We start from the raw sequence: 25,290 nt of genomic DNA, 5'->3' as shown, positions 1-25,290 counted from the left end.
CGCCTCAGCCCGCGTGCACGTGCGGGCGGCGGGACCGGTCCGGCTCGGCCTCGCGCAGCACCTCGCGGGTGACGGGGGCGACCTCGCCGTGCCCGAAGAGGAAGAACCGGGTCAGGTTGGCCAGCGGGTTGCCCTCGGTCCACTCGAAGTAGATGTGCGGCGAGCTGCCGGTGGTGTCGCGGATGTGCAGCAGCAGCGCGGCCAGCGCGTTGGGCACCGTGGCGCTCTCCAGCACCAGCACCCGGAAGCGCCCGTGCAGCACCTCGCCGCGGACGGTCAGCGCGGACTCGAACTCGGACGGGTCGCCGACCGTCACCTCGACGAAGACCAGGTCGTCCTCGGCCGGGATGTCGTTGTCGGCACGCATCTGGCGGGCCTTGTCGCGGTACTCGGCCTCGTCGCGGCGGTCCGGCTCGTTGGCGATGAGCCGCACCCGGCGGCTGGCCACGTCGCGGACGAACCGTTCCGCCATCGGGTCGAGCTCCACGCTGGTGACGCGCAGCTCGAAGCTGCGGGCCAGCCGGGACAGCAGCGACACCAGGACGATGCCGGCGATGAAGCAGGCGCCGATCTTGACGCCGTCGGGCCGCTCCACGATGTTGTCCACGGTGGTGTAGACGAAGACCACCGCGATGACGCCGAAGCCGATCGCCCAGCGGCGCCGGCCGGACCGCCGGGAGGAGATCGTCACCGCGATGGCGGCGGAGCTCATCAGGACCAGGACGCCGGTGGCGTAGGCGCCGCCCTGCTTGTCCACGCTGGCGTCGAAGATCCAGGTGACCAGGAACGCGACCAGGATGAAGACCAGCACCATGGGCCGCACCGCGCGCGCCCAGTGCGGGGCCATGCCGTAGCGGGGCAGGTAGCGCGGCATGAGGCTGAGCAGGCCGGCCATCGCGGAGGCGCCGGCGAACCACAGGATGGCGATGGTGGAGAAGTCGTAGACGGTGCCGAAGGCGGAGCCGAGGTAGGTGTGCGCGAGGTAGGCCAGGGCGCGGCCGTTGGCCTTGCCGCCGGCCTGGAACTCGGGCTTCGGGATCAGCACCGTGGTGATGAAGCTGGTGGTGATGAGGAAGCAGCTCATGATGAGCGCGGCGGTGGTGAGCAGCTTGCGGGTGTCGCGGATGCGGCCCTTCGGGTGCGCCTCGGTGTCCCCGAGGTCGCCCTTGACGTGCGGCATCACCGCGACGCCGGTCTCGAAGCCGGACATGCCCAGGGCCAGCTTGGGGAAGATCAGCAGGGACACGCCGATCATGGTGGCGACGCTGCCCCGTTCGGTGGTCAGGCCGTGCCGCCAGTCGGTGACCAGCTGCGGCGCGGAGACCACGTGGTAGAGGCCGTCCACGACGACGACCACGTTGAGCACCAGGTAGATGCCGACGAGGACGAAGGCCACCCCGATGGCCTCCAGGAAGCCCTTGAGGAAGACCGCGCCGAGCAGCGCCAGCAGCAGCAGCGTGATGAGCATCTGGTGGCTGTGCAGGGCGGCGTTGAAGTGCGGGTTCTCCACCAGGTGGGTGGAGGCGTCGGCGGCCGACAGGGTCATGGTGATGAGGAAGTCGGTGGCGGCGAAGCCGAGCAGCGCCAGCACGAAGAGCTTGCCCTTCCAGAAGGACAGCAGCCGCTCCAGCATGGCGATGGAGCCCTCGCCGTGCGGGCTCTCCACGGCCACCCGCCGGTAGACCGGCAGCGCCCCGGCCAGGGTGACGAGGACCAGCACCAGGGTGGCGATGGGCGACAGCAGCCCGGCGGCCAGGGCGGCGATGCCGGGCTGGTAGCCGAGGGTGGAGAAGTAGTCGACGCCGGTGAGGCACATCACCCGCCACCAGCGCTGGCCCTCGTGGGCGGGTACCTCGGCCTTGGCCGGGGGCGGGCCGACGGGCTGGCGGCCCATGTCGGTCAGCCCCTCCAGCAGCCAGGCGCGCAGGCGGTGGGGTTCGGCGGCGTCGGCGGTCATCGGCGCCTTCTCCTCACGGTCTGAGTCGGTCTCGGTCGGTCGCAGTCTTGGTCACTGTCGGTTGTACTCAGGCGCACTCGGTCACCGTCGCGTCAAGATCGCTCCCGTTCCGGCTCCGGCGGGGGCGCCTACCCGTCCCGGGCCGAACCACTACCACACGCCTCCGGCGGCTGCCGGGGGACGGCGGAGGGACGGTTCCGAGAGCGGTTTCCGGCCGCCGCGCGGGGGCGTGGCGGGTCCTTCGCCGGCCAGCCTACGCACCGTAGCCGCCCCAGGCCGCGCGGACGGGCGCGTCAAGGCCGTGTCAAGGGCGTTCGGGGCGCGTCAGGAAGGCGCTAACGCCGAGGGCTGCCGGGCCGTGGCCGAGATGTAGTGGGTGGGCCGGCCCCCAGAGGCCGGCACCGCCTTGCCGGAACGGAGTGCGTCGACGGCACGGCAGGCGGTTCCGTCCACCGAACGAGTGCCCGGGGTACCCCGCATGGCTGACCTGATCTTCGTCCTTCTCACACTCGCCGTCTTCGCCGTCATCGGCCTGGTGGCCAAGGGGGTGGAGCGGCTGTGAGCGCCCAGAACATCGTCGGACTCGTCTGTGCCGTGGCCCTGATCGGTTACCTGGTGCTGGCGCTGATCCACCCGGAGAAGTTCTAGTGAACGAGACCCTCGCCGGCTGGCTGCAGATCCTCGCTCTGCTGGCCGTGCTGGCCCTGTCCTACCGGCCGCTGGGCGACTACATGGCCCGCGTGCTGACCTCCGCCAAGCACCTGCGGGTGGAGCGCGTGCTGTACCGGATCGGCGGCGTGGACGGCGACGCCGACCAGCGCTGGCCGGTCTACCTGCGCAGCGTGCTGGCGTTCTCGCTGCTGTCGATGCTGTTCCTCTACGCCCTCCAGCGGTTCCAGAGCCACCTGCTGCTGTCCGTGGGCATGAAGAACGTGCCGGCGGGGGTGGCGTTCAACACCGCCGCCTCCTTCGTCGCCAACACCAACTGGCAGTCGTACTCGGGTGAGACGACGATGGGCCACCTGGTGCAGATGGCCGGCCTGGCGGTGCAGAACTTCGTCTCCGCGGCCGTCGGCGTCGCCGTGGTGGCCGCGCTGATCCGCGGCTTCACCCGCAAGCGCACCGACCGCGTGGGCAACTTCTGGGTGGACCTGACCCGGATCACGCTGCGGGTGCTGCTGCCGATCTCGGTGGTCTTCGCGATCGTCCTGATCGCGGCCGGCACGGTGCAGAACTTCCACGGTGTGGAGGCGATCCACAGCATCACCGGCGGCAGCCAGAGCATGACGGGCGGCCCGGTGGCCTCGCAGGAGGTCATCAAGCTCCTGGGCACCAACGGCGGCGGCTTCTACAACGCCAACTCCGCGCACCCGTTCGAGAACCCCAACGCGTTCACCAACGTGCTGGAGGTCTACCTGCTGCTGGTGGTGGCGGTCTGCCTGCCGCGCACCTTCGGCAGCATGGTCGGCGACAAGCGCCAGGGCTACGCGATCCTGGCCGTCATGGGCCTGATCTGGGCGGCCTCGGTCGCGGTGATCACCGTCAACGAGCTGCACAGCGTCAGCAGCCAGGCCGGACACGCGGCCGGCGGCATGCTGGAGGGCAAGGAGCAGCGGATCGGCGTCTGGGGGTCGGCGCTCTTCGCCACCTCCACCACGCTGACCTCGACGGGCGCGGTCAACTCCTTCCACGACTCGTACTCGCCCATCGGCGGCGGTATGACGATCTTCAACATGATGCTGGGTGAGATCGCGCCCGGCGGCACCGGTTCGGGCCTGTACGGCATCCTCGTGCTGGCGATCATCGCGGTCTTCGTGGCCGGTCTGATGGTCGGCCGGACCCCCGAGTACCTGGGCAAGAAGCTCGGCGGCCGGGAGATGAAGTTCGCCTCCCTGTACATCCTCACCACCCCGACGGTGGTGCTGGTCGGCGCCGGCCTGGCCATGGCGCTGCCCGGGGAGCGCGCCGGGATGCTCAACTCCGGCCCGCACGGCTTCTCCGAGGTGCTGTACGCCTTCACCTCCGCGGCCAACAACAACGGCTCGGCCTTCGGCGGCCTGTCGGTGAACACGAACTGGTACAACACCGCGCTGGGCCTGGCCATGATCCTGGGCCGCTTCCTGCCGATGGTCTTCGTGCTGGCGCTGGCCGGCTCGCTGGCCCGCCAGCAGCCGGTGCCCGCCACGGCCGGCACCCTGCCCACCCACCGGCCGCAGTTCGTCGGCCTGCTGACCGCGGTGATCGTCATCGTGGTCGGGCTCACCTACTTCCCGGCGCTCGCGCTGGGTCCGCTCGCGGAAGGTCTGCACTGATGTCGTCCCTGACCACCCTCGAACCCCCGGTACAGCCGGGGGACACCCCACCGCAGGAGCGGCAGAACCGGGTCGCCGGCGGCCTGCTCGACCCGAAGCAGATGCTCGTCTCGCTGCCCGACGCGTGCCGGAAGCTGGACCCGCGGATCATGGTCCGCAACCCGGTGATGTTCGTGGTCGAGGTCGGGTCGGTGCTCACCACCCTGGAGGCGATACGCGACCCCAGCGTCTTCGCCTGGGTGATCACCGCCTGGCTGTGGCTGACCGTGGTCTTCGCCAACCTGTCCGAGGCCGTCGCCGAGGGCCGCGGCAAGGCGCAGGCCGAGACGCTGCGCCGGACCCGCACCGACACGGTGGCGCGGCGGCTGGTCGACTGGCGGCACGGCGCCGTGGCGCCGCGTGAGGAGGAGGCGCCGGCCGCGGAGCTGCGGCTGGGCGACCACGTCGTCGTGGAGGCCGGGCAGGTCATCCCCGGTGACGGCGACGTGGTGGAGGGCGTGGCGAGCGTCGACGAGTCGGCGATCACCGGCGAGTCGGCCCCGGTCATCCGCGAGTCCGGCGGCGACCGGTCCGCGGTCACCGGCGGCACGAAGGTGCTCTCCGACCGGATCGTCGTCAAGATCACCTCGAAGCCCGGCGAGACGTTCATCGACCGGATGATCGCCCTGGTGGAGGGCGCGTCCCGGCAGCGCACGCCGAACGAGATCGCGCTGAACATCCTGCTGGCCTCGCTGACCATCGTGTTCCTGCTGGCGGTGGTCACCCTCCAGCCGTTCGCGATCTACGCCGGCGCCGAGCAGTCCATCGTGGTGCTGGCCGCGCTGGTGGTGGCGCTGATCCCGACGACCATCGGGGCTCTGCTGTCGGCGATCGGCATCGCCGGCATGGACCGGCTGGTGCAGCGCAACGTGCTGGCCATGTCCGGCCGGGCGGTGGAGGCGGCAGGCGACGTGACGACGCTGCTGCTGGACAAGACCGGCACCATCACCCTCGGCAACCGGCAGGCCGCCGAGTTCCTGCCGGCGCCGGGCGTCTCCCTGGAGAAGCTGGCCGACGCGGCGCAGCTGTCCTCGCTGGCCGACGAGACCCCCGAGGGCCGCTCCATCGTGGTGCTGGCCAAGGAGCGGTACGGCCTGCGCGGCCGGGCCGAGGGCGAGCTGCACGGCGCGGAGTTCGTGCCGTTCACCGCGCAGACCCGGATGAGCGGCGTGGACCTCGTCGGGGAGGCGGCCGGCGAGGGCAGCCGGCGCAGCCTGCGCAAGGGCGCCGCCACCGCCGTCATGCAGTGGATCCGCGAGAACGGCGGCCACCCCACCGCCGAGGTCGGCCCGATGGTGGACGCGATCGCCGGCAGCGGCGGCACGCCGCTGGTCGTCGGCGAGGTGGTCAGCCGCGGCGGCACCGACACCGCGACGGTGCTGGGCGTCATCAACCTCAAGGACGTCGTCAAGGCGGGCATGCGGGAGCGGTTCGACGAGCTGCGCCGGATGGGCATCCGCACGGTGATGATCACCGGTGACAACCCGATGACCGCCAAGGCCATCGCGGACGAGGCCGGCGTGGACGACTTCCTCGCCGAGGCCACGCCCGAGGACAAGATGGCGCTGATCAAGAAGGAGCAGGAGGGCGGCCGGCTCGTCGCGATGACCGGCGACGGCACCAACGACGCGCCCGCGCTGGCCCAGGCCGACGTCGGCGTGGCCATGAACACCGGCACCTCGGCCGCCAAGGAGGCCGGGAACATGGTGGACCTGGACTCCAACCCGACCAAGCTCATCGAGATCGTGGAGATCGGCAAGCAGCTCCTCATCACCCGGGGCGCGCTGACCACCTTCTCCATCGCCAACGACGTGGCGAAGTACTTCGCGATCATCCCCGCGATGTTCGCCGGGGTCTACCCCGGACTGCGCCACCTCAACGTCATGGGCCTGCACAGCCCGACCTCGGCCATCACCTCGGCGATCATCTTCAACGCGCTGATCATCGTCGCCCTCATCCCGCTGGCGCTGCGCGGCGTGCGCTACAAGCCGTCGTCCGCCGCCAAGCTCCTCAGCCGCAACATCTGGGTGTACGGCCTGGGCGGCCTGGTGCTGCCGTTCGTCGGCATCAAACTCATCGACCTGATCGTCCAGTTCATCCCCGGGATCAGGTAAGGAAGGCCACGTCATGCTCACCCTGCTGCGCAACCACCTGGCGGCTCTGCGGATGCTGCTGGTGTTCACCGTGATCTGCGGGCTGGCCTACCCCCTGGTCATCACCGGCATCGCCCAGACCGCCTTCTCCGGCCAGGCCAACGGCTCACTGCTCAAGGAGAACGGCCGGACCGTCGGCTCCAGCCTCATCGGCCAGAGCTTCGACCTGCCGAAGAAGAACCCCGACGACCCGAACGAGGCGGCCCGGCCGGACCCGAGGTTCTTCCAGCCGCGCCCCTCGGCGAGCGACTACGACATGCTGGCGAGCGGCGCGTCCAACCTCGGCCCGAACGACCCGGGCCTGGTGAAGGCGATCAAGGAACGGCGGACCGCCGTCGCGGCGTTCGACCACGTGGCCCCGGCCGACGTGCCGGCCGACGCGGTCACCGCCTCCGGCTCCGGCCTGGACCCGGACATCTCCACCGCCTACGCGGCCGAGCAGGTCGCCCGGGTCGCCCAGGCCCGGGGGCTCACCACCGCGCGGGTCCGGGGACTCGTCTCCGACAACACCCACGGCCGCGCGGCCGGGTTCCTGGGGAACTCCTACGTGGACGTGGTGACGCTCAACCTGGATCTGGCCAAGATCAAGTGACCGGCGGTCGGCGGCGCGGCGGGGAATCCCGCCGCGCCGCCGACCGGTGTGCGCGCACCGGACGGCGGACAGCGGCGGAGCGGCCGGGACCGCCGTCCGGTGAACTACCGAGGCAACTACTGGGAAAGGAGCCGGTGTGAGCCGAGTCCTCGTGGTCGACGACGAACCGCAGATCGTCCGGGCCCTGGCCATCAACCTGCGGGCCCGGCACTACGAGGTCGACGCGGCCGGCGACGGGGCGAGCGCCCTGCGGATGGCCGCCGACCGGCACCCGGACGTGGTGCTGCTGGACCTCGGGCTGCCGGACATGGACGGCGTCGACGTGATCACCGGCATCCGCGGCTGGACCCGCGTGCCGATCATCGTGCTGTCCGCCCGGCACGCCTCCGACGAGAAGGTGCTGGCGCTGGACGCCGGCGCCGACGACTACGTCACCAAGCCGTTCGCGATGGACGAGCTGCTGGCCCGGATGCGGGCCGCCGTACGCCGCCGCGCCGAGCCGGCGCCCGGACCGGAGAACTCGCTGCTGACCACCGCGTCGTTCACCGTCGACATGGCGGCGAAGAAGGTCAGCCGGGACGGCTCCGACGTGCGGCTGACCCCCACCGAGTGGCACCTGCTGGAGGCGCTGGCGCGCAGCCCCGGCCGGCTGATCACGCAGCGGCAGCTGCTCCAGGACGTGTGGGGCCCCGGCTACGGCACCGAGACCAACTACCTGCGCGTCTACATGGCGCAGTTGCGGCGGAAGCTGGAGCCGGACCCTGCCCGGCCGCGGCACTTCGTCACCGAACCCGGGATGGGGTACCGGCTGGAGCTCTGAGCCGCCGGACCGGGCCGCGGTGCCTCGGGGTCCCGGGCCCTCAGGACGGGGGGGTTGTGCCGCCGGACCGCCGGGCCGGACCTCGGAACCGGGCCGCCGGACCGCCCGTCCGCCGTCACAGGGGATCGCACGAACCAGGCCGTACGCTGTGATCGTCTGGCGTGTGCGATCCCATCGCGGTCTTTCCCCTCGCAGATGCGCAACTATCATCAGCAGGGTCCCGCGCCCGAGCAGGCGCGGAGAGAGGGAGAGTTCCTGTGACGACCCGTTACCCGCGGCCCGGCCTCGCGGCCCTGGCGGCGGTCTGTGCCGCCGCCTCGCTCGCGCTGGCCGCCTGCTCCTCCTCGTCCTCCTCGGACGCGTCGTCCTCCTCGGGCACGTCGGGCACGTCCACGCCGTCCGCCGGCGCCTCGGGCGGCACGGCGGCCGCCGGCCCGAAGGTCTCCGGGACGGTGGTGGTGTTCGCCGCCGCCTCGCTCAAGGAGAGCTTCACCACCCTGGGCAAGGACTTCCAGACGGCCTACCCCGGCACCAACGTGGTCTTCAGCTTCGGCGGCAGCGACCAGCTCGCCGCCAGCATCACCAACGGCGCCCCGGCGGACGTCTTCGCGGCGGCCAGCCCGGCCACGATGAAGACGGTCACCGACAAGGGCGACGGCGCCGGCACCCCGCAGACGTTCGTGCGCAACCAGCTGGAGATCGCCACCCTCCCGGGCAACCCCGAGCACATCAGCACGCTGAAGGACCTGACCAGCTCCAAGCTGAAGGTCGCGCTGTGCGCGAAGACGGTGCCGTGCGGGGCGGCCGCGCAGACCGCGCTCACCGCCAGCGGCCTGAAGCTCACCCCGGTCTCCTACGAGCAGGACGTCAAGTCGGCGCTCACCAAGGTGGAGCTGAAGGAGGTCGACGCGGCGGTCGTCTACCAGACCGACGTCAAGGCCGGCGGCAGCAAGGTGCAGGGTGTGGACTTCCCCGAGTCGGCGAAGGCGGTCAACGCCTACCCGATCGACGCCCTCAAGAACGCGCCGAACCCGACGGGCGCCCAGGCGTTCATCGCCCTGGTGCGGTCGACCGAGGGCCAGAAGGTGCTCAGCCAGGCGGGCTTCCTCAACCCGTGACCCGGTCGGCGGGCCCCGGCGAGGCCCCGGGTCGCGAGGCGGGCGCGGGTTCCGGCGCGGGTTCCGGCGCGGACTTCGAGGCGGACGGCAGCGCCGGCACCGGCACCGGCACCGGCCGGCGGTTCGCGGGCGGGAACGCCGGCCGGAGCGCGCGGGCGGGTGCCCGCGGAGGCGCGGGCGCGGCACCGCTGCCGCTGCTGCTGCCCGCGCTGGTCGGCATGGCCTTCCTGCTGCTGCCGCTGCTCGCGCTGCTGGTGCGCGCCCCGTGGCGGGGGATGCCGTCCCTGCTGACCAGCGCGGCCGTCTGGCAGGCGCTGCGGCTGTCGCTGGAGACGGCCACCCTCGCAACCGCCGTGGCGCTGGTGCTCGGGGTGCCGCTGGCCTGGCTGCTGGCGCGGGCCCGCTTCCCCGGACGGCGCCTGGTGCGCGCCCTGGTGACGCTGCCGCTGGTGCTGCCGCCGGTGGTCGGCGGCGTGGCGCTGCTGCTGGCGCTGGGGCGCAACGGGGTGCTCGGGAAGTGGCTCGACTCGTGGTTCGGCGTCACCCTGCCCTTCACCACCGCCGGGGTGGTCGTCGCCGAGGCGTTCGTGGCGATGCCGTTCCTGGTGATCAGCGTCGAGGGCACGCTGCGGGCCGCCGACGCCCGGTACGAGGAGGCCGCGGCCACACTGGGCGCCTCCCGTTTCACGGCCTTCCGCCGGGTGACGCTGCCGCTGGTGGCGCCGGGGGTGGCGGCCGGGGCGGTGCTCGCCTGGGCCCGCGCGCTGGGCGAGTTCGGGGCCACCATCACCTTCGCGGGGAGCTTCCCGGGCCGTACCCAGACGATGCCGCTGTCGGTGTACCTCGCCCTCCAGGACGACCCGGACACCGCGGTCGCGCTCAGCCTGGTGCTGCTCGCGGTGTCGGTGACGGTGCTGCTGGCGCTGCGCGAGCGGTGGACCGGCATGGGCGTCCCGGACCGCTCCGGCGCCGCCGGAGCCCGGGCGGGCACGGCTGCGGCGCCGCCCCGGGGCCGGTGCGGCGGCGGGCCGCGGCGCTGGCGGCCGGGGCGGGCGGAGCGCTCACGCGGCTCACCGGCCCGGCGGGCCGAGCGCTCGCGCGGCTCACCGGCCGGGCGGACCGGCGCCGGGAGGCGGTGCCGGTCGCCCTGGCGGCCGACGCCGCGGCGGTCCCGCCCCGCGACGCGGGGCTGCGCGCGCGCCTCGTCGTCGACCGCGGGGCCTTCCGGCTGGACGTGGAACTGGCGGCCGGGCCCGGCGAGGTGCTGGCGCTGCTCGGCCCGAACGGCGCGGGCAAGACGACCTCGCTGCGGGCGCTGGCCGGGCTGGACCCGCTGACCGGCGGCGGGCTGCGGCTGGACGGCCGGGTACTGGAGGAGCCGGCGCGGCGGGTCCGGGTGGCGCCCGAGGACCGCCCGGTCGGCGTGATCTTCCAGGACTACCTGCTCTTCCCGCACCTGAGCGCGGCGGAGAACGTGGCGTTCGGCCCGCGCTGCCAGGGCGTCCCCCGGGCCCGCGCACGGGCCGCGGCGGCCGGGCTGCTGGAGCGGATGGACCTGGCGGAGTACGGGCACGCCAAGCCGCGGCGGCTGTCGGGCGGCCAGGCACAACGGGTGGCGCTGGCCCGGGCGCTGGCCACCGCGCCCCGGCTGCTGCTGCTGGACGAGCCGCTGGCCGCGCTGGACGCCGGCGCCCGGCTGGACGTGCGGGCCGAACTGCGCCGCCACCTGGCCGCGTTCGAGGCGGTGGCGGTGCTCGTCACGCACGACCCGCTGGACGCGATGGTGCTCGCCGACCGGCTGGTCGTCGTCGAGGACGGCCGGGTGGCCCAGACGGGCACCCCCGCCGAGATCGCGCGCCGCCCGCGCACCGACTACGTGGCTCGGCTGGTCGGGCTGAACCTCTACCGGGGCGAGGCGGCCGGGCACACCGTACGGATCGCCCCCGGGCTCGTCCTGGCCGGCGCCGAGGAGGTGTCCGGCCCGGCGTTCGCGGCCTTCCCGCCCGGCGCGGTGACCCTGCACCGCACCCGCCCCGCCGACGGCGATACCGGGACTGGCGTCAGCACCGGCACCGGCGCTGACGGCGCGGCCAACGTCTGGGCGGCCGCCGTCACCGGGATGGAGTCGCACGGCCACCGGATCAGGGTCACGCTGGCCGTCCGGGACGGCGGGCTGCCCCTGGCGGCCGACCTCAGTGCCCCGGCGGTCGCCGAGCTCGGCCTGTACGAGGGGGTCGCGGTGTGGGCGGCCGTCGACGCCGCCCTGGTCCACACGTACCCGGCCTGAGCCCGGCGCGGCCTACGCCCCCTCCCCCGCGCCACCGGCCGCGCCCGGACCGCCCGGCGCCGCTGCCGGACCGGCCGCGCCGTCCTCCGCGCCCTGGCGGGGCGGCGGGACGGGAGACCGCAGCGGGACGGTGAACTCGTCCTCGACGGGCGGGTCGAGCTCCTGGGCGCGCATCCCGGTGGCGGCGAAGCACCTGATCCGGACCGCCTCGGCGGTGACGTCCAGACGCAGGAAGTTCTTGAAGAACGGCGGGCTGTACGTCGCACCCGCCGGGGAGACGACCTTGGTCAGCGCGGTGTGCACCGGCAGCCGGGGCCGGAGCCGCGCGCCGCGCCCCGGGCGGGGCGCGACCCCGAGCAGCGAGGCCACGAACCGGGTGCGCCGGGTGGTCCGCTCCGTCGTGGCCCGCACCGGCTCGACCCCGACGCGTTCGGCGACCGCCGCCGTCGCCTGCTCGGGGGTGAGGCCGAGGAGGCGGCGCAGCCGCAGCCGGCCGCCGTAGAAGCGGCTGTAGAAGGCGAGCGAGTCACCGCGCATCGGATAGCAGCGGAAGTCCGCTTCGCTGACGCCGCCGATGTCCACCCGCGGGATCGTGTGGGTGGCGTGCATGAAGGCGCCCCCGCCGCCGGACACCACGTACTCGATCCGCCGGCCGTCCACGTCCACCGGGTAGTGCTGGTAGTTGTGGATGTCGCCGCCGATCGCGGCGACGAAGTGGTTGGCGGGGTCGCGGACGACGTCGTCCACGGTGCCGCCGCCCTCGATGGCGCACGGGTGGTGCTCACCGTCCACGTAGATCGGGGAGCCGGTGAGCAGGATCTTGGGGCGGGGCCCCTGGGCCACCCGGCGCAGCCACGCGCCCTGTTCGGCGTCGATGGTGCCGAGCAGGCCGGTGTCGATACCGATCAGGCGCAGCGGCCCGGTGTCCATCGCCCAGTACGGGCCGGGCTGACAGGCTGCCTGGGAGGGCTTCGACCGCAGCTGCCGGGCCCGGTCGATGAGCGCGTCGTCGGGTGTGTCCGGTGCCGCCCACAGCAGGTCGCGCCACCAGGCGGCCGACAGCGGGCGGGGCTTCGGACGGGGCGGCAGTGCGCGGGCGCGGCAGAAGACCCGCATGAAGCCGGTGAGCCCGTCGTACCAGTCGTGGTTGCCCGGTATCGCGTAGATCGGCGCGTCGTAGTCCTGGTAGGGGCGGAAGAACTTCTCCGGGTACTCGTTGCCGGTGCCCACCGGGTAGAGCACGTCGCTGCACACGACCGCGAAGCGGGTGCCGGCGCCGGCCTTGAGCAGGCCGGGCACCACGGCGTACTGAGGGCCGTCACCTTCGCCGGTGTCGCCCATGACGAGGAACGAGAACGCCTCGGGGTCGTCCCGCTCGATCAGCAACTCCGGCCCGGCCTCGCCTCGTTCGACCTGGGAGCGGACCCAGCGCTGCCGGTCGGCACCGGTCGGGTCGCCGAACAGGGAGGCCAGCGGCCCGTTGCGGGCCCGCCACAGGGTCCTCGGGTCGAGCCAGGAGACGTTGACGACGCGCTCGGGCATCAACTCCCGGTAACGGCCCGGTTCCTGGTCCTGCCAGCCGGCACCGGCCGGCGATTCACGCGATGAGGTGGCCACCGACGCACTGTAACAAGGGGCACCGACACGACGAACGGGCGAGCGAATAACCCAATCTTGACTGGCCGTCAGGCCAGCGGTGCCTCGACCGGGGCGGTCCGGCCCTGGAGGCTGGTCAGGCAGTCGGTGACGACGGCGGTCGCCGCCTGTCGCGCCGAACCGAGGTAGCGGCGCGGGTCGACGGCGGTGGGCTCCTCGCGCAGGACCGTTCTGACGGCCTCGGTGAACGCGAGGTTGAGCAGGGTGCCGATGTTGATCTTGGTCATGCCGCGGCCGACGGCCTCCTGGAGGGTCGCGTTCGGGACCCCCGACGACCCGTGCAGCACCAGCGGCACCGGCACCGCGTCCCGCAGCCGGGCGATGAGCTCCAGGTCGAGCCCGGCGGTCCTGGTCCGCATGGCGTGCGAACTGCCCACCGCGACGGCGAGCGCGTCCACCCCGGTCGCCGCGACGAACTCGGCCGCCTGGCCCGGGTCGGTCCGCACGCCGGGCGTGTGGGCGGACCCCTTGCCGCCGATCTCGCCCAGCTCGGCCTCGACGAACAGCCCTTGGGCATGCGCCCAGTCGGCCGCCGCACGGGTGGCGGCGACGTTCTGCTCGTCCGGGAGGCGGGAGCCGTCGAACATCACCGAGCTGGCGCCGCACTCGGCGGTCCGCCGCGCCAGGTCGAGGTCCTCGACGTGGTCGAGGTGGAGCGACAGGCGCGCGGTGCTCGCGGCGGCGATCCGGGTGACGGCGGCGGCCAGCGGCAGCGGGTCGCCGCCGTGGTAGCGGATCGCGTTGTGGCTGATCTGGACGATCGCCGGAAGGCCGGTGGCCTCCGCCGCCGCGGCCACCGCCGCGGCGTGCTCCAGCGCGATGACGTTGAACGCGGCGACGCCGGTGCCTGCGGCACGGGCCTGGCCGACCAGTTCGGCGGTGGTGCTCAGCACGGGGATCTGCTCCTGTCCGGGGTTCGGCCGGCGTCCGGTTCGCCGGCGGCGGTGCTGACGGAAACTGCGGAGACGGCGGGGACTACGGAGGTGGAAGAGGCGATGGAGGCGGCAGGGACGGTGGCGGCCTCAGCGGCACCGTCGGTACGCCTGGCGCCGCCGGGCCTTCGGGGCCGTCACGCGTTCAGCACCACCGACCGGGTGAGGTGGCGCGGCCGGTCGGGGTCCAGACCGCGCAGCTCCGCCACGGCGGCGGCGAGCCGCTGCACCCGGATCAGGTCGACCTGCGGGTCCTCGGCGTTGTCGACGAACAGCGCCCCGGTGGGCCGGACGTCCTCGCGCAGCCCGTCGGCGTCGGGGCCGAAGTGCCAGACCAGCCGGCCGGGCGCGGCGATGGCGATCGGCCCGTGCCGGTACTCCATGCTCGGGTAGGACTCGGTCCAGCCCTGGGTGGCCTCGCGCATCTTCAACGCCGCCTCGCGGGCCACTCCGTGGGCCCAGCCGCGGCCGAGGAAGGTGATCTGCTCGGCGGCGGTCCACTCCTCCGGCAGCGGCTCCGCCAGCACCGACTCGGCGGCGTCGGCCAGCGCTGCGACCGGCTCGCCGAGGGCCGCCCGCAGCGCGGCGAGCGCGGTGGTCGCGAAGAGGGTCTGCACGACGGAGCGTTCGTCGGCGAAGGACAGGTCCACCACCCGGTCCGCGGCCGCGGGCACCGGGGTCCCCGGGACGGCGGTGAGCGCGACGGTGGGGCTGCGCCTGCCGTGCCGCCCCAGCAGTTCGGCGACCTCCGTGGTGGTGCCGGAGCGGGAGATCACCACGAGCCGGTCGTAGTCGCGGTCGTGCGGGAACTCGGAGGCCGCGAAGGCGTCGGTCTGCCCCTGGCCGCGCCGCTCCCGCAGGCCGGCGTACGCCTCGGCCATGAACCACGACGTGCCGCAGCCGATGACGGCCACCCGCTCCCCCGGTTCGGGCAGTCCGCCCGCCGCCGCGGCGACACTCCCGGCCTCGCGCCAGGCGGCGGGCTGGCGGTCGATCTCGTCCCGGATGAACGACATGTGTACTCCTGCTCGCGTGGATCTCGCTTGAGATGAGGGCGGGTTGGGGACGCCGGTGCTGCTCGGGAACGGCTGGGCACGACCGGGAGCGGTGGAGCCCCGACCGGCCGGAGGACGGTCGCGGCGGCCCGCACGCAACTCCCTGAACCACTCGTTACCTCGTGGCGCTCGACCATAGAACGCTCATGGTTGATTGATCAAGGCCTTCAATGAGCAGTTTCGAGCAAAATTTGTGCTCCCTTCCTGCGCTATCGAGGGGCGCGCGCCCTATGGACCCGCCGGACGCGAGGACAGACGGGTGTCGGACGCCCTCCCGCGACATCGACGCCCGAACGCGCGGCAGTCGCCAGCAGCCTCTTCCCGACACCACGTCAAACTTCCCACGTGCCGGGGGGTTTCGCGGCACCACTCGTTCGAGCCCGCCAGACGGCAGGACCGAAGCCGCCGGGCGCACTTCTCGCCCGTCACGCCACAGACGCGGCAGCGGCCCGTGGCGGCCGTGTGGATGCTCCGAGGAACAGGGTCGCCGCCGCCCGGCTCCCGGCCGCAAAAGGCCCGATGGCCCGATGGCCTGACGCGCGGACCCGAGGAGACACCGCCCGGATTCCCGACAGGGCAGCCGGAGCCATGCGAACTCACCGGCGGCCGGCGCACACCCTGGCGAGTACCGACCTCGATGGAGCAACCATCCGGCTGGGTCAGCGGACTGAATGGCATTCAGTGTCTTGACCAACACACCGTCACATTGCCATGCTCCTCAGTACGGACAGGAAAGCTTCCTGCCGATCCGGCCTTGTCCCCCACGACATCCGAGGGTGCCCGCGCGCCCCCGCGCACCGCGCGCAGGCCGCCCCCGCACCAGGAGCCCCCCATGCGCAGATTCCTCAGCGCCGGCCGTCCCGCCGGCCACCTCGCCGTCCCGGGCGCCGAGCCCGCTCTCCCCGCCGCGCCGGTCCGGAAACGGTTCCGGCGGTCCGTGGTCCTGGCCGCGGCAGCCGCCGCTCTGGGCACCGCCGCCGCCGTGCTGCCCGCCGGCGGCGCCTCGGCCGCCCCGGCCCCCGCCGCAGGCGTCCCCGCCGTGGCCGCCGCGCCGACCACGTTCACCCACCCGGGCGTGCTGGTCAGCCTCCCCCAACTCCAGTACGCCAAGAGCCAGGTGCAGGCGGGCGCGGAACCGTGGAAGGACGCCTACGCCCAGATGACGGCCAGCTCCTACGCCTCGCTCTCGCGCACCGCCAAGCCGCGCGCGGACGTCGACTGCGGGTCGTACTCCAACCCCGACAACGGCTGCACGGACGAGCGGCAGGACGCCATCGCCGCGTACACGGACGCGCTGACCTGGTACATCTCGGGCAACAGCGCCTACGCGCAGAAGGCGATCGACCTGATGAACGCCTGGTCGTCGACGATCACCGAGCACACGAACTCCAATGCCCCGCTGCAGACCGGTTGGGCGGGCTCGGTCTGGCCGCGTGCGGCGGAGATCATCCGCTACACCTACTCCGGCTGGTCGTCCTCGGACATCGACCGGTTCGCCACGATGCTGCGCACCGTCTACCTTCCCGAGGTGATCAACGGCTCCAACAGCAACGGCAACTGGGAGCTGAGCATGATGGAGGCGGCGGTCGGGATCTCGATCTTCCTCAACGACGGCGCCGACTACGACAAGGCGATCGCCCGGTACCTCAACCGGGTCGCGGCGTACGTCTACCTCTCCACGGACGGCTCGCTGCCCAAAACAGTGCCGGGGTCGGGGCTGGACACCTCGGCGAAGATCATCAGCTACTGGCAGGGCCAGTCGACCTTCGTGACCGGACTGACACAGGAGACCTGTCGCGACTTCACCCACACCGGCTACGGCATCGCGTCCATCTCGGACGTCGCCGAGACCGCGGCGATCCAGGGCCAGGACCTCTACCCGCAGGTCGGCGAGCGGCTGCGGCAGGCGCTGGGCTTCCAGTCGAAGTACGAGCTGGGCACGGCCCCGCCGTCCTGGCTGTGCGGAGGCAGCCTCAACCTGGGGCTCGGCCCGGTCACGGAGGTCGGCTTCAACGCGCTGCACAACCGGATGGGCGTCGCGATGACCAACACGCAGGCGCTGACCGAGTCGCAGCGGCCGGCCGGCACGAACAGTCTGTTCGTGGCGTGGGAGACGCTCACCAACGCGGACAACCCCGACGTCGTCCCGGCCGGCACGACCCACCTCACAACACCCGGTTCAGCCGGCTGAACCAACAAGCCGTGCGCCGGGTTCGAGGCCTGGAACTCGTCCCGGCGAGGGGGCCGGCGGCGCGATCCGTGCGGGGCGCACCCCGAGACGCCGTGGGCCGGCGGCCCGCCCGGGAGGGGGCGGGCCGCCGGCCGGTTCGGCACGGGTCAGGAGGCGAGGGTGATGGTGACGGTGGTGGCGCCGGCGTTCGCGGTGACGGTGTGGGTGCTGGAGCTGTAGCTGCCGCCGGTCACCGCCGTGACGTTGACGGTGTTGAAGATCGGCAGCTGGATGGAGACTGCGCCGGACGGCACGGAGCCGCTCAGGGTGACGGTGACCACCCGGACCGTGCCCGGCTTGGTGACGGCCAGCGAGACCCCGTAGGTGCTGCGGGTACCGGTGTCCACGTTGTAGGAGCTGGTGAGGTTGCCCACCGACGTGGTCTGGCCCGCGGCGATCCAGCTGTTGGGGACGCCGCGTCCGATGTAGAGCGGACGGGTGAAGGTGAACGGACCGGTGCCGGTGGAGGCGCGGCCCTCGGCGACGATCGACTCGACCAGGCCCTGCTGCTGCGCCGAGATGGGCCAGGCGTACGGGATCGCGCCGAACTCGGGCCCGGCGTGGTTGCCGATCCACGGGTTGGAGGCGGAGGGCCCGCTGCCGTTCGCCTCCCACCAGGCGTTCGGGCCGCCCGTGGTGGTCGAGATCTGCCAGGCGTAGCTGGTGATCGGCAGGTCGCGGTAGTTGGTGCCGTACAGCCCGTCGGAGGCGTACGCGGTGTTGTAGGCCGTGGAGTACCCGTTGAAGGCGCCGAAGGTCGGGTAGGGCAGGCCGTTGGAGGCCAGCCGGGCGAAGCCCCACGCGTACATCGCGTCGGCCTGCGCCGCGCTGCCCGCGATCCCGTTCAGCGTGCCGCCCTCCAGCATGGTGGACCACTGGTTCTGCCCGACCCAGACCGGCGAGGCCCAGTTGGCGTCGTTGTACGTGTTGCAGCGGTTGGCCGAGTTGGCCTGGTCCACCGTGCAGGGCAGGTAACTGAAGCCGTGTGCCGACTGGTTGGTCGTCAGCAGCGTGTTGACGTGGCTCAGCAGCGACGTGTAGGCCGTGTCGGCGTACTGGGCCTCGGTGGTGTTGCCCAGCCGGGTGGCGATGTACTTGTAGGCGGCCAGGCCCTGGAGCGCGGAGTAGTCGTCGAAGAGCCAGCGGCCCGACGAGTCGTTGTCGTAACTCGCCTTGAGGGCTCCGTCGGAGGCGAGCTGGCCCTGGTAGATGGTGTGCATGATCGTGTAGAGGCTCGGACCCCAGGAGCTGGTGCCGCTCGCGTCGTCGTGGAAGTACTGGCTGACGAACGCGGTGTCGTCGGTCTTGGCCAGGTACAGCGCCCAGACGGCGGGCGTCTTCCAGTCGCCGTCGTAGTACCAGTTGGCGCCCTGCTCGTTGTAGTTGGTCGCCTCCGAGATCCGGGCGTTGAGCAGCAGGTTCTGCGCGTCCTGGAAGTCGCCGGTCTCGAAGCGCGAGGCCAGTTCGCCGGGCACGTCGTGGTTGAGCTCCCAGAAGTAGTTGTTGGCGCCGGAGAACTGGGCCTTGCCGATCTGCATGATCAGGCCGTAGATGGTGCCCGCCTTGTAGGCGTTGGTGAGGGCGGTGCCGGGGTTGGCCAGGCTCCCGGTGTTGGGGAGCGCGGTGTTGGGGAGCGAGAGGGTCGCGGTCTCGGCGATCCGGCCGTTCCAGTACGAGCTCATCGCGCTGTACGCGGAGTCGAGGGTGGGGGCGCCGGAGGTGATCTGGGCGGTGGTGGGGAGTGCCGCCCCGGAGCCGAAGGTGTCGATCGCGGCGACGTAGTCGTGGTTGCTGGTGGCCTTCGGCTGCACGGTGTTCAGCGAGGTGCTGGTCAGCCTGACGAGGTTGGTGCCGGTGCCGCCGGGGTCGAGGGTGACCGCCGCCGTCCCGTTGTTGGTCACCGAGACGCGGGTGTAGACGAGCAGCACCGGGTTGCCGGCGATCGTGGCCTTGTCGGCGAAGTCCTTGATCGAGACGGCGGTGGTGCCGGTGGTGAAGCTGGTGGTGAGCGCCGGCAGGTAGCCGCTGTCCTCGGTCCACTGCACCGACTGCGCGGGCCGGTTGCCGCCGGTGTGGTAGATGCTGAACGAGTACATCGCCCCGCAGATGGTGGTGCCGCCGGAGTTGTAGGTGGTGGGCACGCCGCGGGCGAAGTAGGAGCCGGACAGGTAGGAGTACGCCGGCCAGTAGTTGCCGTCCCACCCGATCGCCGACTGGTTGGAGAAGCCCTGGCCGTAGGGGTCGGCCGGGGTCGGGAAGTTGGTACCGTACGCGTTCGGCAGGCTCGTGTTCTTGCAGGAGTTGGGGGAGACCGCCGGAATGCCCTGGTAGGCGGTCTGCGCGGCGGCGGCCGGCGGTGCCTGCCGCTCTCCGGCGGCCGCGCCCGAGGCCGCGGCGGCGGAGGAGCCGGTGCCGAGGAACGGCAGCACCGAGGCGACCAGGAGGGCCGCGGTCGCGGCGGCGACCCTGCGGCGGCGCAGCGCCTGAAGGAGGCGGTTCGTCATCGCGGAGTCACCTGCTTCGTCGGTGTCGAGCGGCGTGACGGGCAGTTCGTCATCGGTGGTTCCTCCCGTGGGGTGAGGAGTGTCGGACGGTGGGACCGCGCCGCGCGTACGGCGGACGGGCCGGGCGGCCCGCCGGGGCCCGTCGGACGCGGCCGGTTCCGGCGGTGGTGCGGCTCGCCGTCGGAACCCGCGTAATGTGAGCGCTAACAATCTTGCGCCGGGACAGCCGCCCGTCGGAGAGCCTGGTGACTCGCGGGAGACGCGGCCGCTCCCCGCGCCGGAGCGCGGGACGGGGCTGCCGCTGCCCGCCTCCGCCGAGAGGTCCGCCTCGCCTGGGCCGAGCTGCTGGAACTCGTGTGTCCGAACCGCTTCCCGGCTCCTCGGAGAAGATCCGGGACGTGGCGCCGCCGTGGCCGCCTTCCCGGAGGAGTGCCTCGGGAACGGTGGCGCCGGGCCGGCAGAGGGGCCGCGAGGCGGCCCCGGGAACCTGTCGGATTTCCCGTTCTGTACGAGAAAGTAGAACCGCTCACATGGCCCGTCAACTCTTTCCGCAGAACATCCTCGGCCAGTTTTCCGCGAGGTTCCGGCCCCCTTGGCGCGATGCGCACCGGCACCCCCGGCACGCCCGTTCCCCCGCTCCCCCGGCGCCCGGCGGCCCGACGCCGCGGGGGCGCCGGCGCTGACCGCGCCGGCGCCCCAGGGCTCACCGCACCTCCTCGCGTCCGCCGCCAGGGCGGGCTTCGGGCCCTACGTGTTCCGGACGGTGATCTTCTCCGTGACCGTGGTCTTGTTCCCGGCGCTGTCCGTGGCGGTCGCCAGCAGCGTGTGCACGCCGTCCGAGAGCGTCGTGGTGTCCAGCGAGAACGTCTCCGTGCCCGCCGCCGGCTGGTAGAGGTACTGCAGTCCGGTGCCGTCCACCCGCAGGTTGTACGCCGACAGGCCCTGGCCGGACAGCCCGACCCGGACGGCCACCGTGCCCTTCACCGTCGCGTCGGAGGCCGGCGCGGCGAAGGTCACCACCGGCGGGTTGTTGACCGTGAACGAGATCTTCTTCTCGGTGGTCAGCCCGTCCGCCCCGACGGCGTCGATCTTCAGGCCGTAGCTGCCGTTGGGGAGCGCGGTGGTGTCCACCACCAGCTTCGGGTCGAGGCCGGAGTTGCCGCTGCCCAGTGCGATCGCCGCCTTGACGGTGTTGTCCGTCGTCCAGACGCCGCCCCGGTTCAGCTCGATGTAGGTGTACGAGATGTCCGACGCCTTGCCGGCCAGCCCCACGGCGAAGGACACCGTGCCGCCGACCACGTTGCCGTCCGCGACCGAGACCGTGGAGATCTCCGGCGCCGAGGCCGTCTCTCCCCCGGCTCCCTTCACCGTCACGGTCGCCGTCGCGGTGAAGCCGGTACCCGGCACGGTGCCGTGGACGGTGAAGGTGCCGGCCTTGGCGTAGGAGGAGGCGCTGATCGCGCCCCAGCTGACCGGGAGCGAACTGTCCATCGTGCCGTCGTTGTACGTGGCCGTGACCGTGCCGGGCAGCTGCGGCGCCGTACCGGCGACGGTGTGCGCGGTCACGGGTTGCAGGTTGGTGATGGTGTCGCCCAGCGCGGACCGCACCCAGACGGTGGCCTTGGCCGCCGCACCGGCGTTGCCGACGATTCCGGTGACCGTGAAGCTGGCACCGTCCTCGGCGACCTGGTCCGGCGTGATCGCCTGCCAGGTGACGCCGCTCTGCGTGCGGCTGCCGTCGCTGTACACCACGTCGACGGTGGCGGGCAGCGTCGGGACGGTGCCGACGGTGGTGCGCACCTGCGTGTCGGTCACCGACTCGGGCTGGTCGGCCAGCACCTGCCACTCGCTCACGCCGACGGCGGCGTTGGTCTTGCCGTTGGAGTCGGCGGTGAAGATCGCCCGTACCGCCGTGGTGGTCACCGGCGAGAAGGTGGTGGCGTTGCTGCCCGTGGCCGAGGTGCCGTAGCCGCTCGGATCGGGCACGTCGGTCCAGGTCTTGCCGTCACCCGCCAGGTACTGCATCTTCCAGGCGTGCGGGACGACCACCCCGCCGCCGTTGCCGACCGGGCTGTCGTGCCAGAAGGTGATGTTGGAGCCGGAGATCCGCACCGGGGACTTCCAGGTGTACTGGAGCGTCCGGGTCGTCGGGTCGTTGCCGGTCCAGGTGCCCCAGTAGTCGGTGGACGCGCCGCCCGAGTTGAGGACCTTGCCGTCGTTCACCGCGTTGACGCTGTCCCAGGACGCCGTGTAGTCGGCGCTGGGCGTGGCCGAGGTCGCCACGTTGGCGCCGCCCGCGGCGGCGGTCGGGGTGACGGTCACGTCGTCGGACGTGGAGAGCGTCCCGTCCGTCGCGGTGAGCCGGAGCGTGTAGCTGCCCGCCTTGGTGAAGCGGACGAGCGTCGAGGCGTCCGTGGGCGTCGAGATGACGGCGACGCCCCCGTCCGGTGCCGACACGACGGACCACTGCTGGCTGAGCGTGCCCGACGGCTGGCCGTCGTCCTTGACCACGCCCGTCAGGTGGGCCTCGCCGGGCGAGCTGGACGTGTCGACGTAGGCGTCGACCTGCGGCGCGGTGTTCTGCTGGGCGGTGACGGGGCTGGTGGGGTCGAAGAGCTGGAGCTCCTTGATCCCGGTGCTGTAACCGTCCTGCGGGGTGACCGTGATCCGGATCTTGCCGGTGGTCACCTCGGCGAACCGGATGTCGTTGTAGTTGGCGATCGGGTCGACGGGGGTCCGGGCCTGGCTCGTCACCGGTTTCCAGGTGCCGTTGTCGTCGTACTGGACGGTGTAGGTGGCCGGCTCCGCGTAGCCGCCGATCTTCTTGTCGCTGTAGAAGTACGCCTTCAGGTCGCTGATCTTCTGCGTGCTCGGCAGGTCCAGTTCGACCGAGTCCTGTGCGTGGGAGGAGCCGGACGACCCCCAGTAGGGGTTGATCGCGGTGCTTCCGTCGACCACGCCGGCCGGCCCGTGGCCGCTGGCCGAGTAGGTGGCCGTGGCGGTCGCGCCCTTGGCCAGGTTCGGCAGGCCGGCGCCGCTCGCGGTGATGTCGTCGCCGGACTTGGCGAAGATGTCGGTCACCCTGGAGTCGTCGGGGAAGGTGACCTGCGTGGGCGCGTCCACGTCGGAGGTGGTCTGGTAGGTGGCGGTCGCCGAACCACCGCCCGGGAAGCTGACCTTGCCCGTGGCCGGGTCGTACACGAAGTGCGTCAGCGAGTCCACGGTCGCGACCCGCTTGCCGTTGACCCAGATCGACAGGCCCTCGGGGACGTCGTCGCCGTAGTACCGCTTGCCGTCTCCCGGCTTGTCCCAGGTGATCGAGAGGTTGGTGTTGCGGTAGGCGATGTTGTTGGCGTCGAAGTGGTCCCAGCCGATGTCGATCGGCCAGAGCTCGACCTTGTCGTCGGTGCGGCTCTGCAGGCCCATGACGTCTTCGATGACGTTGTGGTTGGTCGCGCCGAGGATGGTCTGGTGGATCCACGACCGGTAGCCGATGCTGCCCGGGTCCGCCGAACCGTCCGAGAAGAACTCGGTGGCGTCCGGGTAGCGGTTGTCACCGCTGTCGGCGTAGTTGGCCCACGCGTTCCAGGAGAGCAGCTTGCTGTACGAGTCCGCGGTGACGTACGAGCTCGGGTAGTTGCGGATCGCCGAGGCGTACAGGTTCAGCAGGCCCGTGGAGTTGATGAACGAGAAGTTGTTCGAGCCCGGCCGGCCGGCCGCGGTGGCGGCCGCCTTGTCCTTCTGGTCGGCCGTGTAGAACGGGAAGATGGGGAACTCGTTCTGGTCGGCGAAGTAGCGCAGCGCCTGGGTGTACGCGTCGTTGGCGGCCGTGCCGTCCGGCTTGGGGATCTCCCCGACCGTGTAGGGGTCGTAGTTGTTGATCTCCTTCCACGGATCGAGCTTGCCCGTCTTGATGTCCTTCGACAGCAGGCTGTCGGTGCTCGGGTCCCACAGGTTGTTCAGCAGGGCGGTCTGCATGGTGTCCGCGGTGGTCTGCATGTCCGCCGCCTTGGCGGTGTCACCGCTCATGGTGTACGCCTGCACCGCGGCCTCGGCGCCCGCCCAGGTGAACGCCGACTCGGGCCGGTCCAGGTTGTCGCCCGGCGCGTAGTCGAAGGACACCGCGTCGGCGTCGTTGCCGGTCCAGGAGTTCCAGTTGGTGTCGAGGACCCCGTCCTTGTTGGTGTCCATCACCGCGAGCTGGCCCTTGACGTCCTTCGACGCGTAGCCCGCCAGCTGCTCCGCGATCGACGACGGCCCGCCGTGCAGCTCGTACGAGCGCAGTGCCGACGCGGAGATGTACTGCGCGTGGCTCGCACTCCAGTTCGCCGGGTCGCCGGGGTTGTCGATGTACTGGCCGCTCGGCGCCTGCACCTCGCCCGCGGACACCCAGGTGCCGTAGGAGTACGACGGGTCGCGGAAGTACTTCAGGTCGTCCAGGAAGAGCGGGACGGTCAGGTCGATGGCGTTGTTGTAGCCCAGCGCGCCCTCGACGGAGGTCGGGAACTGGTAGTCGTTGCCCGGGATGTTCGCGTCGAGGTAGTTGAAGCGCATCAGCCACCAGCGGTAGTACAGCGACTTCTCGATGTTCTTGTCCGGCACGTCGAGGTAGGGGATGTTGTCCGCCCACCACTGGTTGTACGCCGTGACGCTGGTCCGGTACGCCGCCGCGGGGGTCGCGGCGCGGACGGAGTCGTACTCGGTCCGGGAGGCCGGGATCTCCTTGGTGGTGAAGCCGAGCTGCACCTTCGTGGTGGTGTGCCCGCCGGCCGGCACCGCGAGGTTCCCGGTCAGCGATCCGCTCGACGGCGTCAGGCCGTCCCCGGAGAACCGCGGGTAGATGGTCGTCAGGTTGTTCAGGGCCGGGACCGTGCCGGTCAGCTCGTCCCCGTCGACGTCCGTGGTGTACGGGGAGGTCGCCTTGACCGCGACGGTCCGGTCGGCCGATCCCGTGTTGTCCACGGTGAACTCGGTGACGGCGACGTCGTTGGCGGTGATGAACTTGACCTCGGTCACCGACAGGGAGGAGTCGCTGGTGGTGAACTTCTCCCGCCAGTAGCTCGGCGTCTGCTTCCGCGCCGAGGTGTCCTCGGTCAGTTTGAGCTTCGTGCCGTCCACCTGGAGGCTGATGTCGTACGCCTCGCGCCCGTCGATGGCCTCCCAGTAGGCGACCTGGCCGCCGAACCCGAGAACCGACGGGTCGTGGGTCTTCATGAAGACCGCCCGGCCGCGGCTGAACAGGTACTGGTTGTTGTCGCTGTTGCCGGGGTCGGAGTCCCCGGCGGTGCCGGTCCGGGTCAGCATCTTGTCGACCCAGAAGTCGTGGTCGGTGTCGGTTCCGGCGCCGGCGGCGACGTCCGCCGTGAAGATCGCCTCCATCTGGTTGTCGGAGGTGTAGCCGGCGGGTACGTCCGGAACCGGGTTGGCCGAGCCCTTGAAGGTGGGGTAGCCCACCTGGCTCACCTGGGGCTCCGCCGCGGCCGCCATCCCGCTGCCCACAAGCGCCGTCCCCGCGCTCAGCAGCCCGGCCAGCAGCAGAGCCGGCATTCTGTGTCTTCCACGCCTTCCGGCGCCAGGTCTTGCGGTCATTCACCTGTCCATTCGTTGTCGGTGCACGGTGGTCGGACATCCGTGG

Annotated in this window: 14 protein-coding genes and 1 pseudogene; 9 read left to right on the top strand and 6 right to left on the bottom strand. The window is 71.9% G+C overall.

Features of this window, described 5'->3' with window-relative positions:
• Positions 1 to 4 precede the first annotated feature (4 nt).
• Positions 5 to 1,957, bottom strand: coding sequence for an APC family permease (locus BS72_RS08115; RefSeq protein ID WP_037908319.1), 1,953 nt, complete (start codon positions 1,955 to 1,957; stop codon positions 5 to 7).
• A gap of 558 nt (positions 1,958 to 2,515) precedes the next feature.
• Here BS72_RS08115 and kdpF point away from each other — a divergent pair.
• From kdpF to BS72_RS08075, 8 genes and pseudogenes are all read left to right on the top strand, one after another.
• Complete coding sequence (kdpF, locus tag BS72_RS33090) at positions 2,516 to 2,605, top strand: K(+)-transporting ATPase subunit F (protein WP_037908317.1); 90 nt, start codon at positions 2,516 to 2,518, stop codon at positions 2,603 to 2,605.
• The gene (gene kdpA, locus BS72_RS08105) at positions 2,605 to 4,269 is read left to right on the top strand and encodes a potassium-transporting ATPase subunit KdpA (protein ID WP_037908315.1); all 1,665 of its coding nucleotides are present in this window, start codon (positions 2,605 to 2,607) and stop codon (positions 4,267 to 4,269) included. Before kdpF ends, kdpA begins: the two co-directional genes overlap by 1 nt.
• A complete protein-coding gene (gene kdpB, locus BS72_RS08100; protein WP_037908314.1) occupies positions 4,269 to 6,422 on the top strand; it encodes a potassium-transporting ATPase subunit KdpB in 2,154 nt (717 codons plus the stop codon). Before kdpA ends, kdpB begins: the two co-directional genes overlap by 1 nt.
• Positions 6,423 to 6,435: 13 nt before the next feature.
• Positions 6,436 to 7,053, top strand: a complete 618-nt coding sequence (gene kdpC / locus BS72_RS08095; RefSeq protein ID WP_037908311.1) for a potassium-transporting ATPase subunit KdpC — start codon at positions 6,436 to 6,438, stop codon at positions 7,051 to 7,053.
• A 136-nt stretch (positions 7,054 to 7,189) separates the two neighbouring features.
• Positions 7,190 to 7,873: a response regulator gene (locus tag BS72_RS08090; protein ID WP_037908309.1), complete on the top strand. Its 684-nt coding sequence runs from the start codon at positions 7,190 to 7,192 to the stop codon at positions 7,871 to 7,873.
• A 257-nt stretch (positions 7,874 to 8,130) separates the two neighbouring features.
• On the top strand, positions 8,131 to 8,991 hold the full coding sequence (gene modA / locus BS72_RS08085) for a molybdate ABC transporter substrate-binding protein (protein WP_051950806.1): 861 nt from the start codon (positions 8,131 to 8,133) through the stop codon (positions 8,989 to 8,991).
• Between the two features lie 188 nt (positions 8,992 to 9,179).
• A pseudogene (locus BS72_RS08080) lies at positions 9,180 to 9,929 on the top strand (ABC transporter permease); the annotation flags it as partial.
• Between the two features lie 209 nt (positions 9,930 to 10,138).
• Entirely contained in the window at positions 10,139 to 11,278 is a 1,140-nt protein-coding gene (locus BS72_RS08075; protein WP_037909513.1) for an ABC transporter ATP-binding protein, read from the top strand.
• Positions 11,279 to 11,290: 12 nt separating this feature from the next.
• Here the strand turns inward: BS72_RS08075 and BS72_RS08070 are convergent, their stop codons facing one another.
• From BS72_RS08070 to BS72_RS08060, 3 genes are all read right to left on the bottom strand, one after another.
• The gene (locus BS72_RS08070) at positions 11,291 to 12,895 is read right to left on the bottom strand and encodes a metallophosphoesterase family protein (RefSeq protein WP_232792274.1); all 1,605 of its coding nucleotides are present in this window, start codon (positions 12,893 to 12,895) and stop codon (positions 11,291 to 11,293) included.
• 68 nt (positions 12,896 to 12,963) lie between these two features.
• Positions 12,964 to 13,833, bottom strand: a complete 870-nt coding sequence (locus BS72_RS08065; RefSeq protein ID WP_037908305.1) for a class II fructose-bisphosphate aldolase — start codon at positions 13,831 to 13,833, stop codon at positions 12,964 to 12,966.
• A 170-nt stretch (positions 13,834 to 14,003) separates the two neighbouring features.
• Positions 14,004 to 14,882, bottom strand: a complete 879-nt coding sequence (locus BS72_RS08060) for an SIS domain-containing protein (protein WP_037908302.1) — start codon at positions 14,880 to 14,882, stop codon at positions 14,004 to 14,006.
• Positions 14,883 to 15,753: 871 nt separating this feature from the next.
• Here BS72_RS08060 and BS72_RS08055 point away from each other — a divergent pair.
• A complete protein-coding gene (locus BS72_RS08055; RefSeq protein ID WP_078901146.1) occupies positions 15,754 to 17,112 on the top strand; it encodes an alginate lyase family protein in 1,359 nt (452 codons plus the stop codon).
• Between the two features lie 146 nt (positions 17,113 to 17,258).
• Here BS72_RS08055 and BS72_RS08050 read toward each other — a convergent pair whose 3' ends face one another.
• Both BS72_RS08050 and BS72_RS08045 read right to left on the bottom strand, forming a co-directional pair.
• Positions 17,259 to 19,655, bottom strand: coding sequence for a hypothetical protein (locus BS72_RS08050; protein ID WP_198545820.1), 2,397 nt, complete (start codon positions 19,653 to 19,655; stop codon positions 17,259 to 17,261).
• Positions 19,656 to 20,402: 747 nt separating this feature from the next.
• Complete coding sequence (locus tag BS72_RS08045) at positions 20,403 to 25,202, bottom strand: Ig-like domain-containing protein (RefSeq protein ID WP_051950805.1); 4,800 nt, start codon at positions 25,200 to 25,202, stop codon at positions 20,403 to 20,405.
• Positions 25,203 to 25,290 lie beyond the last annotated feature (88 nt).

The organism is Actinacidiphila yeochonensis CN732 (genome assembly GCF_000745345.1).
GTDB classification, from domain to species: domain Bacteria; phylum Actinomycetota; class Actinomycetes; order Streptomycetales; family Streptomycetaceae; genus Actinacidiphila; species Actinacidiphila yeochonensis.
The sequence above is the reverse complement of the archived record's forward strand: the minus strand, read 5'-3'. Positions and strand labels throughout refer to the sequence as shown.